The following is a 15,648-nucleotide window of genomic DNA, read 5'->3' as shown; positions in this document are numbered from 1 at the left end:
CCCTCCCTGACCAGCGTCTCACCAGGTGGTGCTGCCGTACACTAGCCCGGACGAACAGACGGAGGAGTACGTGCCAGAAGGTGTGACCGCGGGGATCACGCTCCTCGCCAATCGCTACGAGATCGGTGACGTCATCGGTCGGGGCGGCATGGCGACCGTGCACCTCGGCAACGACACCCGCCTCGGCCGCAAGGTCGCGGTGAAGCTCCTCAAGCCGAGCCTCGCCAACGACCCGGCATTCCGCACGCGGTTCCGGCAGGAAGCCCAGGCCGCTGCACGCATGGCCCACCCCACCGTCGTCCGCGTGTACGACGCCGGCGAAGAGACGGTGTCCGAGCCGTCGGGCGCCGAGGTGCAGGTCCCCTTCATCGTCATGGAGTACGTCGAGGGCCGTCCACTCTCCGACATCATCGCCGAGGGCGCCGTCGCCCCGGACGAAGCCGTGCGCATCACCGAGGGCATCCTCACCGCGCTCGAGTACTCGCACCGTGCGGGCGTGGTCCACCGCGACATCAAGCCCGCCAACGTCATGGTCACCCACACCGGCCAGGTCAAGGTCATGGACTTCGGCATCGCCCGGGCCATCACCGACACCTCGGCGACGGTCGCGCAGACCACGTCGATCCTCGGCACCGCCTCGTACTTCTCACCGGAGCAGGCCCGCGGCGAGACCGTCGACGCCCGCACCGACCTCTACTCCACCGGCGTCGTGCTCTTCGAGCTCCTCACCGGTCGCGCACCGTTCCTCGGGGACACCCCGGTGGCGGTCGCCTACCAGCACGTCAGCGAGCAGCCGGTCGCACCGTCGACGATCTCGCCCGACGTGTCCCCGGCGCTCGACGCCGTGACCCTCCACGCCCTGGTCAAGGACCGCACGCGCCGGTTCCAGAACGCGGCCGAGTTCCGCTCGGACCTGCAGCAGGCCGCAGCCGGCCGGGTGCCCGCGTCGACGAAGAAGCAGCAGCAGAACGCGGCGAACGACGCCTCGACCGTGCTCTTCGGCGTCGACCCCCGCACGACGACCAACGCCGCATCGGCGTTCCGCGAACTCGACGACGACACCGCCGAGCACCGACCTCAGCGCACGCAGAACCGGCCCCCGGTCGCGTGGATCTGGGTCGGCATCCTGCTCACCGTCGCGGTCATCGTCGCCGTGGTGTTCTTCGTCGCCAACCTGCAGCCGGGCAAGCCGCCGGTGTCGTCCTCGGTCAGCGTGCCCAACGTGGCGGGGTCGACCTACAGCGCCGCGGCCAGCGCCCTCGACAAGAAGGACCTCAAGCCCGTCAAGGTCGAGGAGAACTCCGACAGCGTCGACAAGGGCACGGTCATCCGGACGGATCCGGGCTCCGGCGTGAACGTCGGGCGCAACCAGAACGTCAACGTCGTGGTCTCCCTCGGCCCGGAACGCGTCCCCGTGCCCGAGCTCAACGGGCAGTCGCAAGCGGCTGCGCAACAGTCCCTCGACGACGCCGGATTCCGTCTCGGCGCGATCTCGAGCGACTACTCGGCCGACGTCCCCGAGGGCACCGTGCTGAGCTCCGACCCCGAGTCGGGTTCCCTGCACACCAAGGGCATCGTGATCAACCTCACGATCTCCAACGGCAAGGTGCAGCTGCCCGACGTCACGCAGCAGCAGTACTCGGCGGCGAAGGCCACCGTCGAGCAGCTCGGGCTCACCGTGAACCCGGCGCCGTCCTACTCGTGCACCGGCGGACTCGTGACCCAGCAGGACACCCCTGCCGGAGACGTCGCCCAGGGCAGCGCCGTCACGCTCACCTACTGCGCACGAGCTGCGGCGCCGCCGAAGGCACCCTCGTCCAACAACGACAGCGGCGGCAGCAACGGGAACAACGATCGCGGTGACGACCGGGGTGACGACGGCCGCTGAGCCGACCGTCTCCTGACGCGACCGTCCTGACGGACGGGTGACGGGCCTCCCGTCCGTCCTCCGTGCCCACAGGCAGGTCCGCTCGTCGCCTCCGCTCCTGACGGCCTGGAGGCACGGCGCACGCCCGCAACCGACGGCACGTCACGCAGACGGTGCGGTCCAGTGCCGGAAGACGCCGTCGTGTCGGCACGACGCCCCGGAACGCACGAGACGCCGCCGGATCCGGCGGCGTCTCGATGACACGACGGCGTCTGCCGCCGCGGGGGTTCGTCAGGCGCGGTGCGTCGCGATGAGCGGCCCGAGGTCGGCGGCGCGTTCGGCGGCTCCCGACAGCCCGGTGGTCTCGAGCCAGTTGCCGACCATGCGGTACCCGCCCTCGGTCAGGACCGACTCCGGGTGGAACTGCACGCCGAACACGGGGTGCGCGCGGTGCTGCACGCCCATGATGACCCCGCCCTCGGTCCGCGCGGTCACGGTGAGCTCGTCGGGGACGGTGCCGTCGACGATCGCGAGCGAGTGGTACCGCGTGGCCGTGAAGGGGTGCGGGACGCCGGCGAAGAGCGCGCTGTCGTCGTGGTCGACCTCGGAGGTCTTGCCGTGCATGAGCTCCTCGGCGTGCGTGACCGTGGCGCCGAGCGCCTCCGCGATGGCCTGGTGCCCCAGGCAGACACCGAGCAGCGGGGTCTCGGCGGCGATGGCCGCGTGCACCGTGGGGATCGAGACGCCGGCAGCCGCCGGTGTTCCCGGACCGGGCGACAGGAGCACGCCGTCGTACTCCGCGATGCGGTCGGCGATCTCGGACTCGGGGAAGGCATCGTTGCGCACGACGTCGGTCTCGGCGCCGAGCTGCTGCACGTACCCGTTGAGCGTGTAGACGAAGCTGTCGTAGTTGTCGACGACGAGGATCCTGGTCATGGCGGTTCACCGTACTCGTGGGGGATGTGTGCGGCGGTCCGCGGGCCGATCCACACACGTGGTCACGGTAGGATACCGGCCATGGCCAAGGACAAGGACCGCACCAAGCCCGCCCGGACGACCCGAGCTGACTCGGTCGACACCGCGGGGGACGCCCCGAACCCGGTGTGGTTCAAGCCGGTCATGTTCGGCTTCATGCTCATCGGTCTGGTGTGGGTGATCGTCTTCTACATATCGAACGCCACGCTGCCGGTTCCGAGCCTCGGCTCCTGGAACATCGTCGTCGGCTTCGGCATCATGTTCGTCGGCTTCCTCATGACCACCCGCTGGCGCTGACCCTCAGCCCGCTGTTCTCCCGACGCCCGTCGCACCGCAAGGTGCGGCGGGCGTCGTCGTTCTCCACAAGCTCAAGCACTCCTGGAACGCACATCCTCGAGGATCCCACCGTTCTCCACACTTTTCCCCACTCTCCACACCGTCATCCACATCCAGACCCCGGAGTTATCCACAACCGATTCCACAGTGGGGATAATCACACTGGTGTAACTCACCGACTTCTCCACACCTGTGGATAACTCCCAGAGCCGCTGTGGACAGCTGTGGATGAACAGGACGCGGCCTACCCCGGGAACGACGAACGCCCCGCCGCAGTGCGACGGGGCGTTCGGGGAGCGTTGTGGCCGCGTCAGCCGATCGTGACCGCGTACCCGACAGCGGTGAGCGCGATGCCGAGCACCGCCGCGCCGATGATCAGCGCGATCTGCAGCGGACGCTTCCGGATGTTGCGCGTCTGTGCGAAGACGAAGCCCATCAGGAAGCCGCCGATGATCCCGCCCACGTGCGCCTGCCACGAGATGTTGACGCCGGGCAGGAACCCGATGACCAGGTTCAGTCCCATGAGCACGAGGAGCTGCACGGCGTTGTTCCCCAGGCTGCGCTGCAGCACGAAGAACGCGGCGAACAGCCCGAAGATGGCACCCGAAGCACCCAGCACGGTCGTCCCCGGCGCCAGGAAGGTGACGAGCATGGACCCGAAGATCCCCGTGATGAAGTACAGCGCCACGAACCGCCAGGTGCCGAGCATGTTCTCGAGCATCCGACCGAAGATCCAGAGCGCCCACATGTTGAACAGGATGTGGAAGATGCCCGAGTGCACGAACAGCGAGGTCACCACACGCCAGGGCTGCGTCGGCAGCAGGAACGAGTTGTAGGCGAGCAAGCTCGTGAAGAACCGCCCGCTGACCTGGTCGAGCAACCAGATCGCCACCGTGATCGCCACGATGACGGTCGTGCCCTTCTGGTCGAGTATGGCGAAGCGCCGCCGAGCGACCGTGAACCCACTGGGGGCTCCGGACGCTCGGCGGTTCGCTGCGAACTGTGCTCGCTGTTCACGCACGCACTCCGGGCAGTGCACCCCGACCGCCGCCGGCGTCTGGCACTCCGGGCAGATCGTCCGCCCACAGCGCTGGCAGAGCACGAAGCTCTGCCGGTCCGGATGCCGGTAGCAGGTGTTGTTCGGGTTGTACGCCTGGTCGGTCACGTGCGGGTCAGACGCCTTCGACGTCGATGCTCTGGATGACGACGTCCTCGACGGGCTTGTCACGACCGTCGGTCGGGACGCCCTCGATCGCGTCGACGACCGCGCGAGACTCGTCGTCGGCGACCTCACCGAAGATGGTGTGCTTGCCCTGCAGCCACGGCGTCGCCACCGTGGTGATGAAGAACTGCGAGCCGTTGGTGCCGCGGCCGCCCTGGATGCCGGCGTTCGCCATGGCGAAGATGTAGGGGTTCTGGAACGTGAGCTCCGGGGAGATCTCGTCGTCGAAGCGGTACCCGGGGCCACCGATGCCCTGGCCGAGCGGGTCGCCGCCCTGGATCATGAAGTCCTTGATGATGCGGTGGAAGATCACGCCGTCGTAGAGCTTGTCGGTCGAGACCTTGCCCGTGCCGGGGTGGGTCCACTCCTGCTGGCCCGTGGCGAGGTCGACGAAGTTCTTGACGGTCTTCGGTGCGTGGTTGCCGAACAGGTTGACGCGGATGTCGCCCTTGTTGGTGTGGATCGTTGCGACAGCGGTGTGCAGAGACATGTTCCGATTCTCGCATGTACTCCTGACCGCGGACGGATTGCACAGCTGCGGTTCCGTGACCTGTCAGGCAGTGTGGTGGCAGGATGGGGTCACGCCGATCCGATGGAGGTACCAGATGACGACGATCGAGATCCCGCGAAAGCGTCGGAAGCAGATCAAGAAGCTCAAGGGCCAGACCGCCTCGCTCCTCGGCGAGCAGCGCAAGGTCCTCGAGCACGCGAACGCGATCCTGGCTGAGGCCCGGTCGAACGCCGCGGACGCAGCTCGCAAGGACATCGCACCCCGCGTGCAGAACGCGATCGACAACGGGATCCGTCCCGCGTTCGCCACTGGCGTGCACGCTGCCACCTCGGCAGCGCAGAGCGCTTCGCACAAGTTCCAGTCCGAGGTGGTCCCCGGACTCGTCTCGACCGCTGGCTCGGTGCTGAGCGTGACCGACCTCGCGAAGGACCCCCGGGTCAAGAAGATCGTGAAGAACGCGCAGAAGAAGAGCAAGAGCGCGAAGAAGGCTGCCGCGAAGTACGTCCCGTCGCAGCAGAAGAAGGGTCTCGGCTTCGGCGGAGTCGCACTCATCATCGTCGGCGTCGTCGCCGTCGCCGGTGCTGCGTACGCCGCGTACCAGACGCTCCGCGCCGACGACGACCTGTGGGTCGCCGACGACGCTGACACGGCGGAGAAGCCCGCCGCCTGACCTCCCGGTTCGTACGAAGGGCCCCGGCTGCTGCCGGGGCCCTTCGTCGTTCTCCGGGCACACGCTGAGTGCACGGGCCGGCCGACTGCTCTGAACGCGCCCATCCACGGACCTGGAGGCTCGCGCCGACCTGGCACCGTGCCTCCCGTCCGCCATGCGCTCGCACAACGCGCCCCGGGGACGCCGCCGAAAGGTCACAACCTGTCGTCCGGAGGACGCGCCGACAACAGTTCCAGCCACCCCGGCGAACCACACGCGGCATGTCGCGACCACTCGAGAAGATGCCGGCCGCAGGCAGATTGGCCGACCGAGCCGCCCGCGACGACCGCGCCGCAGGGGCGGCGGCGCGCATGGGCACAGAACGAAGCCCCTGGGCAGACGACGGAGTCGGCAACCAGGGGCTGATGCGAGTGGAGCCTGGGAGAATCGAACTCCCGACATCCTGCTTGCAAAGCAGGCGCTCTACCAACTGAGCTAAGGCCCCGAGTGCCACCGAGGTGATCGGCGACGGGATGGAATTGTCGTGCTGTTCCGGAGAACTGGTGGGGCTACAAGGACTTGAACCTTGGACCTCTTCGTTATCAGCGAAGCGCTCTAACCGCCTGAGCTATAGCCCCTCAGACCGGATGAAAGCCTACCGTACGATCCCGCCGGAACGAAATCGAGCAGTGGGCCCATCCGGCCCGGGTGTGTCAGTTGTTCGTGAAGCCCACGAGCAGACCGCCCGTGATCCGAACACTGAGGTTGTAGAGCACGCTCACGATGGCGCCGAGCACGGTGCCGACGACCACGTTGAGGATGCCCACGACGATGGAGAACCCGAGGACCTGGCCCAGCGAGAACTGGTCCATGATCGAGTAACTGTTCTGCCCGGTGACGTCCTTCAACAGGGCGTCGACCTGGGTGAACACACCCGTCTGGTTGAGGATGACCCACACCAGTGCCGTGGCGACCACGATCACGATGCTGCCGGCCAGGGCGATGAGGAAGCTCAGCTTCACCATCGACCAGAAGTCGACGTAGACCAGTCGCAACCGCACCTGGCGGGTGCCGACGGGTCGCTTCGCCTTCTTCTGGAGCTTCTCGGCGACACTACTCATTGCTTGACTGGTCCTCTCCGGCCTCGTCTGCGACGGGCGCGGTGTCGATGGGATCAGTGGAATCCGGGGCCGCTTCGGCTGGGCTGACCGTCTCCACCGGGCCCGCGGGCTCGATCTCGGCGTCGTCCTGGTCGTCCAGGTTCCGCTCGGTGTTCCGGGCCACCGCGATGATCCGGTCGTTCTCCGCGAACCTCGCGAAGACGACGCCCATCGTGTCACGGCCCTTGGCAGGGACCTCGGCCACGGCAGACCTTACCACCTTGCCCGATTGCAGCACGACGAGCACCTCGTCGTCCTCGCCGACGATGAGAGCGCCCACAAGATCGCCTCGGTCGAGCGCCAACTTGGCCACCTTGATGCCCAGACCACCACGGCCCTGCACCCGGTACTGGTCGACCGCGGTGCGCTTGGCGTAGCCGCCCTCGGTCATGACCCAGACGAAGCCGTCGTCGGAGACGACCCGGGCCGCGAGCAGCGAGTCGCCGTCGCGGAAGGACATGCCCTTCACACCCGAGGTCGAGCGACCCATCGGACGCAGGGTGTCGTTCGTCGCCGTGAACCGGAGCGACATGCCCTGGCGGGACACCAGGAGCAGGTCGTCGTGCTCGTCGACGAGCAGCGCCTGCCGGAGCTTGTCGCCGTCGCGCAGGTTGATCGCGATGATGCCGCCGGTGCGGTTCGTGTCGTACTCGGTGAGCGCGGTTTTCTTGACCAGACCGTGCTCGGTCGCGAGGACGAGGTACTGCGCGACCTCGTAGTCGCGGATGTCGAGCACCTGCTGGATCTGCTCGTCGGGCTGCATCGCGAGCAGGTTCGCGACGTGCTGGCCCTTCGCGTCGCGGCCGGCCTCCTGCAGCTCGTACGCCTTGGCGCGGTAGACCCGGCCCTGGTCGGTGAGGAACAGGAGCCAGTGGTGCGTCGTCGTGACGAAGAAGTGCTCGACGATGTCGTCGGCGCGGAGCTGGGCCCCGCGGACACCTCGACCGCCACGGTGCTGCGAGCGGTACTGGTCGCTGCGCGTGCGCTTGACGTAGCCACCGCGGGTGATGGTGACGACCATCTCCTCTTCGGGGATCAGGTCTTCCATCGACATGTCGCCGTCATAGCCGAACATGATCTCGGTACGGCGGTCGTCGCCGAAGCGGTCGACGATCTCGCTCAACTCGTCGCGGATGATCGAGCGCTGGCGGCTCTCCGATCCGAGGATGTCCTGGAAGTCGGCGATCTTGCGCTCGAGCTCTTCGGCCTCGTCGTGGATCTTCTGACGCTCGAGGGCGGCGAGACGACGGAGCTGCAGCTCGAGGATCGCGCGCGCCTGGATCTCGTCGACGGACAGCAGGTCCATCAGGCCGGTGCGGGCCTCTTCGACGTCGGGCGAGCGACGGATGAGCGCGATGACCTCGTCGAGGGCGTCGAGCGCAGCCAGGTAGCCACGCAGGATGTGGGCGCGCTTCTCGGCCTCGCGCAGACGGAACTGCGTGCGGCGGACGATGACGTCGACCTGGTGGGCGACCCACGCCGAGATGAAGCCGTCGAGCGGCAGGGTGCGGGGCACCCCGTCGACGATCGCGAGCATGTTCGCGCCGAAGTTCTCCTGCAGCTGGGTGTGCTTGTACAGGTTGTTCAGCACGACCTTGGCGACGGCGTCACGCTTCAGCACGATCACCAGGCGCTGCCCGGTGCGGCCGGAGGTCTCGTCACGGATGTCGGCGACACCGGCGAGCTTGCCGTCCTTGACCAGCTCCGCGATCTTGATCGCCAGGTTGTCGGGGTTGACCTGGTACGGCAGCTCGGTGACGACGAGGCAGGTGCGACCCTGGATCTCCTCCACCGAGACGACGGCACGCATCGTGATCGAACCACGGCCGGTGCGGTAGGCGTCCTGGATGCCCTTGGTACCGAGCACCTGTGCACCGGTCGGGAAGTCCGGGCCCTTGATGCGCTGCATGAGCGCGGCGAGCAGCTCTTCGCGGGTGGCGTCGGGGTTGTCGAGCGCCCACTTGGCGCCCTCGGCGACCTCGCGCAGGTTGTGCGGCGGGATGTTCGTGGCCATGCCGACCGCGATGCCGACCGAGCCGTTGACGAGCAGGTTCGGGAACCGGGCCGGCAGGATCGCCGGCTCCTGGGTGCGGCCGTCGTAGTTGTCCTGGAAGTCGACGGTGTCCTCGTCGATGTCGCGGACCATCTCGAGCGCGAGCGGCGCCATCTTCGTCTCGGTGTACCGCGGAGCGGCGGCGCCGTCGTTGCCCGGCGAACCGAAGTTGCCCTGGCCGAGCGCGAGCGGGTACCGGAGCGACCACGGCTGCACCAGGCGGACGAGGGCGTCGTAGATCGCCGAGTCACCGTGCGGGTGGAACTGGCCCATGACGTCACCGACGACGCGGGAGCACTTCGAGAACGCACGGTCCGGGCGGTAGCCGCCGTCGAACATCGCGTAGATCACACGGCGGTGCACCGGCTTGAGGCCGTCGCGGACCTCCGGCAGGGCACGACCGACGATGACCGACATCGCGTAGTCGAGGTACGAGCGCTGCATCTCGAGCTGCAGGTCGACCTGCGAGATGCGGTCACCGGAGACGACGATGTCCCCGCTGTCGCCGTGGACGATCTCGGGCTGCTCGTCGGCGCCGTTCTCGTTGTCGTCAGCCATGTGGCTTCGTTCCCTTTCTGGACAGCCTGGAGGCTGTGGTTCCGTTGGTCGCGCCGGGCGCGACCACAGGTGGTCAGGACTGGTCGACGCGGCTCACGCCGCGCCTCCTGGCCGTTAGATGTCGAGGAAGCGGACGTCCTTGGCGTTCTGCTGGATGAACTGGCGACGTGCGTCGACGTCCTCACCCATCAGGGTCGAGAAGGTGCTGTCGACCGCAGCCGCGTCCTCGAGCGTGACCTGCAGGAGCGTGCGGGTGTCCGGGTTCATGGTGGTGTCCCAGAGCTCCTTGTAGTCCATCTCGCCGAGGCCCTTGTAGCGCTGGATCCCGTTGTCCTTCGGGATCCGCTTGCCGGCTGCGAGGCCGGCCTGCATCAGGGCGTCGCGCTCCCGGTCGCTGAACACGTACTCGTGCGCCGAGTTCGACCACTTCAGGCGGTAGAGCGGCGGCTGCGCGAGGTACACGTAGCCGTGCTCGATGAGCGGACGCATGTAGCGGAACAGCAGCGTGAGCAGCAGCGTGGTGATGTGCTGGCCGTCGACGTCGGCATCGGCCATCAGCACGATCTTGTGGTACCGGGCCTTGTCCGGGTCGAAGTCCTCACCGATGCCGGCACCGAACGCCGTGATCATCGACTGGATCTCCTGGTTGGCGAGGGCGCGGTCGAGCCGGGCCTTCTCGACGTTCAGGATCTTGCCGCGCAGGGGCAGGATCGCCTGGGTCATCGGGTTGCGGCCCTGCACGGCGGAACCGCCGGCGGAGTCACCCTCGACCATGAAGATCTCCGACACGGTCGGGTCCTTCGACTGGCAGTCCTTGAGCTTGCCGGGCATGCCGCCCGACTCGAGCAGGCCCTTGCGGCGGGTGGTCTCGCGCGCCTTGCGGGCAGCGAGCCGCGCCTGCGACGCCTGGATCGCCTTGCGGACGACGTCGCGTGCCTGCGTCGGGTTGCTCTCGAACCAGTGGGTCAGCTCGGTGCCGACGACGCGCTGCACGAACGACTTCGCCTCGGTGTTGCCGAGCTTGGTCTTCGTCTGCCCCTCGAACTGCGGCTCGCCGAGCTTCACGGAGATGACGGCCGTCAGCCCTTCGCGGATGTCGTCACCCGTGAGGTTGTCGTCCTTCTCCTTGATGATCTTCGTCTCGCGCGCGTAGCGGTTGACGAGGGTCGTCAGTGCGGCACGGAAGCCCTCTTCGTGGGTGCCGCCCTCGTGCGTGTTGATCGTGTTCGCGAAGGTGTGGACGCTCTCCTGGTACGAGGTGTTCCACTGCATCGCGACCTCGAGCGCGATCTTGCGCTCCGGGTCCTCGGACTCGAAGCCGATGACGTCCGGGTGGACGAGGTCGGCCTTCTTCTGCGCGTTGATGTACTCGACGTAGTCGGCGAGACCACGCTCGTACATGAAGGTGTCGTTGCGGGCCTCTTCCCCTTCTTCCGGGGCGCGCTCGTCGCGGAGGTTGATCCGCAGGCCCTTGTTCAGGAAGGCCATCTGCTGGAACCGGGTGCGCAGGGTCTCGTAGTCGAAGACGACGGACTCGAAGATCTCGGCGTTCGGCCAGAACGTGATCGTCGTGCCGGTCTCGTCGGTCTCTTCGTCCTTGGAGACTGGCGCGACGGGGACACCGTCGGTGTAGCTCTGGCGCCAGACGTGGCCCTGGCGACGGACCTCGACGTCGAGCTCGGAGCTCAGCGCGTTCACGACGGACGAACCGACGCCGTGCAGACCGCCGGAGACGGCGTAGCCGCCACCGCCGAACTTGCCGCCGGCGTGCAGGACGGTGAGGACGACCTGCAGGGTCGAGACCCCCTCGGCCGCGTGGACGTCGACCGGGATGCCACGGCCGTTGTCGACGACGCGGACGCCACCGTCTTCACGGATGCTCACGTCGATGGTGTCGCAGTACCCGGCGAGGGCTTCGTCGACGGAGTTGTCGACGATCTCCTGGACCAGGTGGTGCAGACCGCGGGGGCCGGTCGAACCGATGTACATACCGGGGCGCTTGCGGACCGCCTCGAGCCCCTCGAGCACCTGAATCTGGTCTGCGCCGTAGGACGGTTCGCTCTGCGGGGTCTCCGCGCCGAGCGGGTTCTGCCGGTCGTCTTCAGATTCTGCTGCCATGTCGAGCGTGCTCCTGCCTGCGCGCGGAACGCCCGCGCACTGCACCTCCCAGTCTACCGCAGAGCCCCCTCTTTCGAGGGCTCATCTGCCCCGCAGACGGGCTTTTCTGGCACTCCAGGATGATTTCGTCGCCTCAACCGTAGGTGTCGCGAGGACCGCGCCCCTGGACCGTCCTGGGGCCGCGTTTCCACGTGGGGGCGTCCGGGCCGGAAACCCTGATCGACTCGACCCCGGCTTCGGGGTGCCGTTCCGCGATGGTCGTCGTGACCGTCGCACGCATCAGTCGGAGCTGGGTCGCCCAGGCCGTCGAGTCGCACCGGATGACGAGTGCGCCGTCCTCGATGGTGACCGGTCGGGAGTGCTTCGCCAGCTCCTCGCCGACGACGCTCGGCCAGTCCACGAAGAGCTCGGAGCGGGCGAGGGGTTCGGTCCAACCGAGTTCCTGAGCGAGCGAACCGACGATGTCCGCGAGGCCCTTCGGCTCGCGGCCGCGCCCGTACGGCACGGTGTCGGCGTCGAACTCGCGGGCACGGCGGCGGCGGGCATCGGTGCCGCGCTTGGACGGGTCGCCGAACACCGCGCGCAGGTGGCGGTAGACCTGCGAGGGTTCGGTGGGCTTGCGGGGCTTCGGCATCAGGCGTCGGCTTCGGTCGGGTCCGTCTTGCTGTCCGCGACGGTCGCGTCCGCCGCGTCGATCGCGTCGGTCCCGTCCGTCGCGTCCGTCGCGTCCGTCGCCGGACTGGAGGCCCGGGTCGCGTCCGCCTCGTCGGTCACGATCGTGCCCGCCTCGATCCGCACGGTGTGCGCCGCCAGCTTCCCGGGCACGTCACCGAAGACCGCGGCCGTGATGAGCACCTGCTCGTAGTCGGCGACGGCGTTCGCCAACCGTTCCCGCCGCGATTCGTCGAGTTCGGCGAAGACGTCGTCGAGGATGATGATCGGGTCGCCCAGGTTCGACTCGGCGCGCAGGATCGATGCGCCCGCGAGCTGGATGGCCAGCGCGAAGGACCAGGATTCGCCGTGACTCGCGTACCCGCGGGCCGGTAACCCGTTGAGTTGGAACAGAACGTCGTCCCGGTGCGGTCCGACGAGGGTGAGCCCGCGGTCGAGTTCGTCCCGGCGACGGCGCTCGAGGGCGGCCGCGAACGCTTCGGCAGCCGACGCGACCGTGACGGGCTCGTCGGGGGTCCCGAGCACGGGGTCGGTCGCCGCCGCGGACTCGGGGTCGCCACCGCGGATGGACAGGACGCCGGTGATCGAGGCGTCGTGGTGTTCGCCGGCGACGGTCGCGTAGGCCTCGGCCACGAAGGGTGCGAGCCGCCGGGTCAGGTGGTCACGGGCTGCGACGATCTCGGCGCCGAGTCCGACGAGCCGGTCGTCCCAGACGTCGAGCGTCGACAGGGCGTTCGCCTTCGCGCCGGTGGCACGGGCCGACTTCAGCAGGGTGTTCCGCTGGCGGAGCGTGCGGTCGTAGTCGGCGAGCACGCCCTGCATCCGCGGTGCGATCTGGCCGAGCAGCTCGTCGAGCATCCGGCGTCGCCCGGCCGGCTCGCCCCGCACGAGGGCGAGGTCCTCCGGGGCGAAGAGCACACTCGTGCAGTAGCGCGGAAGCTCCCGCGGCTTGATCGCCGACCGGTTCACCTGCGCACGGTTGGCACCGGTGCGGTTGATCTGCACCTCGGCGAGGATGCTGCGGTCCTCGTGCGCGAGTCGAGCCCGGACGATCGCGGCGTCGCATCCTTGACGGACGAGCGCTGCGTCGGTGGGGACGCGGTGCGAGCCGAGGGTGGAGAGGTACCCGATCGCCTCGACCAGGTTGGTCTTGCCCTGTCCGTTGCGCCCGACGAACAGGTTCGGCCCGCGTGCGAGGTCGACGTCCGCCTCCCGGTAGTTCCGGAAGTCGGTCAGTTGGAGATGGTCGACGTGCACGCGGGCCGAGTCCGGGTTCCCCCGGGAAGTCCTAGGACTTCTTGACGGCGTGACCGCCGAACTGGTTGCGGAGCGCCGCGACGGCCTTCATCGTCGGCGAGGCGCTGCCCTGACGCGAGACGAAGCGCGCGAAGATCGACGCCGAGAGTGCCGGCATCGGCACGGCGAGCTCGATGCCCTCTTCGAGCGTCCAGCGGCCCTCACCCGAATCCTCGACGTAGCCCTCGAGCTCGTCGAGCTTCGGGTCCTCGTTCAGCGCGAGCACCATCAGGTCGAGCAGCCAGGAACGGACGACCGTTCCGCGCTGCCAGCCGGCGAACACGGCGGGGACGTCGGTGATCAGGTCCTTGGCCTCGAGGAGCTCGTAGCCCTCGCCGTACGCCTGCATGATCGCGTACTCGATGCCGTTGTGGACCATCTTCGCGTAGTGGCCGGCGCCGATCGGGCCGGCGTGCGAGAAGCCCTCTTCACGGGGACCCTCGGGGCGCAGCGCGTCGAACACGGGCATCGCGAACTCGACGTCCGCGGCGTCACCGCCGACCATGAGGCCGTAGCCGTTGTCCTTGCCCCAGACGCCACCGGAGACGCCGACGTCCATGTAGCGGATGCCGCGCGCAGCGAGCTGCTCGGCGTGCGTGGTGTCGTCCAGCCACTTCGAGTTGCCACCGTCGATGACCAGGTCGCCCTCGCCGAGGACGCCGGCCAGGTCGGTGATCACGTCGTCGGTGATCTTGCCGTGCGGGACCATGACCCACACGAGACGCTTGCCCTCCGGGAGGGCAGCGGCGAGGGCGCCGAGGTCGGCGACGTCCGAGACGGCGGGGTTGGCGTCGTACCCGGTGACCTCGATCCCTGCGTTGCGGAGACGGGCACGCATGTTGTTGCCCATGCGACCGAGGCCGACAAGACCGATGTGCATGATTTCCTCTTCTGTTCGTCGTCGCGCTGATGCTGCCGGTGGTGTGCGCCAGCGCAGGTTGCCTGTTGCGCCTATCGCAGCAGCAGGTTCGGCTGCAGCAGGTACCGGTATCCATCGGTCGCTGCGGCCTCTTGCGAAGTCTGGCCGGTGATCAGCACCGGGCCCGGCTTGTTGGGGTTCTCCGTCTTGGTGAAGGAGATGCGGACGAACTCGGAGTGCACCGCGTTCAGCCCGTCCAGGAGGAAGGCGGGCTTCAACGAGACCACCGTTTCCTCGCCGGTCAACAACGCACTGATCGACTCTGACGCCTGCGCTTGTTCGGATCCGATCGCCTCGAGCGTGAGCCCGTCGACCGTGAAGGAGAACCGGAGCGCCGCTTCGCGCTCCAGGACGAGGGAGACCCGTCGGACCGCCTCGACGAGCTCCGCGGTGTTGATCACCGCGTGGTCGTTGACGGTCTCGGGGAAGAGCCGGCGGACCGGCGGGTAGTTGCCCTTGATGAGCAACGACGTCACGGTCTTGTCGTCGGCGTGGAACGCGATGAGCTCGCGGTCGGAGTTGCCGCTGATCGAGACCGACACCGTGGACGCCGAACCGAACGTGCGGCCGACCTCCTGCAGGGTGCGGGCCGGGACCAGTGCGTGCAGGGGGTCCGAGCCGACTCGGCCGGAGTCCCACGCGATGGTGCGGACGGCGACGCGGTAGCGGTCCGTCGCGATGAGGGAGAGGTCGTTGTCGCCGACCTCGAGCTGCACGCCCGTGATGACGGGGGTGACGTCGTCCCGGCTGGCGGCGACGGCGACCTGGGACACCGCTTCGGAGAACGCGTCGCCGGGGATCACACCGGTCTGCGGGCCGATCTCCGGCAGCGTCGGGTACTCCTCGACCGGCATGGAGAGCAGCGTGAAGTGCGCCGACCCGCAGGAGACGGAGATCTTGGCGTCCTCGGTGGTGAACGACACGGGGGCGTTCGGCAGCCGGCTCGCGATGTCGTTGAGCAGTCGACCGGAGACCAGGACCGTGCCCGGCTCGTCGATCTGGGCCGAGATGGACGTCTGTGCGGACACCTCGTAGTCGAACGACGAGAGCGTCAGACGATCTCCGTCGGCGTGGATCAGGACGCCCGACAGGATCGGGAGGGTCGTGCGCTGCGGGAGGAGCTTCACTGCGAAGGAGACGGCTTCGGAGAAGACGTCCCGGTTGACCTCGAACTTCACAGCTGGAACCCCTGTCGATCGGCTTGGACTGTCCGGCCGCCCCATTCTGGCACAGGCGGACGGGGGCCGGATTTCTTGTCATCCCGCCGTCCACAAGGTTGTCCCGCAGAGATTGATCGTTAACCAGGAGTAAT

13 protein-coding genes and 2 tRNA genes are annotated in these 15,648 nt (G+C 68.0%); 3 read left to right on the top strand and 12 right to left on the bottom strand.

Annotated elements, in window-relative coordinates:
- Positions 1 to 70: 70 nt before the first annotated feature.
- Positions 71 to 1,888: a Stk1 family PASTA domain-containing Ser/Thr kinase gene (gene pknB, locus DEJ05_RS01540; protein ID WP_258376062.1), complete on the top strand. Its 1,818-nt coding sequence runs from the start codon at positions 71 to 73 to the stop codon at positions 1,886 to 1,888.
- A gap of 270 nt (positions 1,889 to 2,158) precedes the next feature.
- On the opposite strand, the gene DEJ05_RS01535 is transcribed toward pknB, so the two are convergent.
- Positions 2,159 to 2,803, bottom strand: a complete 645-nt coding sequence (locus DEJ05_RS01535; protein WP_111022494.1) for an aminodeoxychorismate/anthranilate synthase component II — start codon at positions 2,801 to 2,803, stop codon at positions 2,159 to 2,161.
- A gap of 81 nt (positions 2,804 to 2,884) precedes the next feature.
- Between DEJ05_RS01535 and DEJ05_RS01530 the strand changes: the two genes are divergently transcribed.
- Positions 2,885 to 3,139, top strand: a complete 255-nt coding sequence (locus DEJ05_RS01530; RefSeq protein ID WP_071404137.1) for a cell division protein CrgA — start codon at positions 2,885 to 2,887, stop codon at positions 3,137 to 3,139.
- 349 nt (positions 3,140 to 3,488) lie between these two features.
- Here the strand turns inward: DEJ05_RS01530 and DEJ05_RS01525 are convergent, their stop codons facing one another.
- Both DEJ05_RS01525 and DEJ05_RS01520 read right to left on the bottom strand, forming a co-directional pair.
- Positions 3,489 to 4,343, bottom strand: coding sequence for a rhomboid family intramembrane serine protease (locus DEJ05_RS01525; RefSeq protein WP_111109540.1), 855 nt, complete (start codon positions 4,341 to 4,343; stop codon positions 3,489 to 3,491).
- 7 nt (positions 4,344 to 4,350) lie between these two features.
- A complete protein-coding gene (locus tag DEJ05_RS01520; protein WP_027466924.1) occupies positions 4,351 to 4,890 on the bottom strand; it encodes a peptidylprolyl isomerase in 540 nt (179 codons plus the stop codon).
- Positions 4,891 to 5,005: 115 nt separating this feature from the next.
- On the opposite strand from DEJ05_RS01520, the gene DEJ05_RS01515 reads away from it, so the two are divergent.
- Positions 5,006 to 5,581, top strand: a complete 576-nt coding sequence (locus DEJ05_RS01515; protein ID WP_051597033.1) for a hypothetical protein — start codon at positions 5,006 to 5,008, stop codon at positions 5,579 to 5,581.
- Between the two features lie 411 nt (positions 5,582 to 5,992).
- Here the strand turns inward: DEJ05_RS01515 and DEJ05_RS01510 are convergent.
- From DEJ05_RS01510 to dnaN, 9 genes are all read right to left on the bottom strand, one after another.
- Positions 5,993 to 6,065: transfer RNA gene (locus DEJ05_RS01510), tRNA-Ala, on the bottom strand.
- A gap of 56 nt (positions 6,066 to 6,121) precedes the next feature.
- Positions 6,122 to 6,198: transfer RNA gene (locus DEJ05_RS01505), tRNA-Ile, on the bottom strand.
- A gap of 75 nt (positions 6,199 to 6,273) precedes the next feature.
- Positions 6,274 to 6,681, bottom strand: a complete 408-nt coding sequence (locus tag DEJ05_RS01500; RefSeq protein ID WP_027466922.1) for a DUF3566 domain-containing protein — start codon at positions 6,679 to 6,681, stop codon at positions 6,274 to 6,276.
- On the bottom strand, positions 6,674 to 9,331 hold the full coding sequence (gene gyrA / locus DEJ05_RS01495) for a DNA gyrase subunit A (RefSeq protein WP_111109539.1): 2,658 nt from the start codon (positions 9,329 to 9,331) through the stop codon (positions 6,674 to 6,676). Before gyrA ends, DEJ05_RS01500 begins: the two co-directional genes overlap by 8 nt.
- A 114-nt stretch (positions 9,332 to 9,445) precedes the next feature.
- The gene (gene gyrB, locus DEJ05_RS01490) at positions 9,446 to 11,449 is read right to left on the bottom strand and encodes a DNA topoisomerase (ATP-hydrolyzing) subunit B (protein ID WP_071404134.1); all 2,004 of its coding nucleotides are present in this window, start codon (positions 11,447 to 11,449) and stop codon (positions 9,446 to 9,448) included.
- Positions 11,450 to 11,582: 133 nt separating this feature from the next.
- Positions 11,583 to 12,083 (bottom strand): DUF721 domain-containing protein, encoded by a 501-nt coding sequence (locus DEJ05_RS01485; protein ID WP_027466919.1) that lies wholly within the window; start codon positions 12,081 to 12,083, stop codon positions 11,583 to 11,585.
- Positions 12,083 to 13,378, bottom strand: a complete 1,296-nt coding sequence (gene recF / locus DEJ05_RS01480) for a DNA replication/repair protein RecF (protein WP_111109538.1) — start codon at positions 13,376 to 13,378, stop codon at positions 12,083 to 12,085. Before recF ends, DEJ05_RS01485 begins: the two co-directional genes overlap by 1 nt.
- A gap of 31 nt (positions 13,379 to 13,409) precedes the next feature.
- On the bottom strand, positions 13,410 to 14,297 hold the full coding sequence (gnd, locus tag DEJ05_RS01475) for a phosphogluconate dehydrogenase (NAD(+)-dependent, decarboxylating) (RefSeq protein WP_071404132.1): 888 nt from the start codon (positions 14,295 to 14,297) through the stop codon (positions 13,410 to 13,412).
- 71 nt (positions 14,298 to 14,368) lie between these two features.
- On the bottom strand, positions 14,369 to 15,514 hold the full coding sequence (dnaN, locus tag DEJ05_RS01470) for a DNA polymerase III subunit beta (RefSeq protein ID WP_027466916.1): 1,146 nt from the start codon (positions 15,512 to 15,514) through the stop codon (positions 14,369 to 14,371).
- Positions 15,515 to 15,648: the final 134 nt, after the last annotated feature.

The sequence above is a fragment of the Curtobacterium sp. MCLR17_045 genome (assembly GCF_003234405.1).
GTDB classification, from domain to species: Bacteria; Actinomycetota; Actinomycetes; order Actinomycetales; family Microbacteriaceae; genus Curtobacterium; species Curtobacterium flaccumfaciens.
This window is presented reverse-complemented; position numbering and strand designations above follow the sequence as displayed.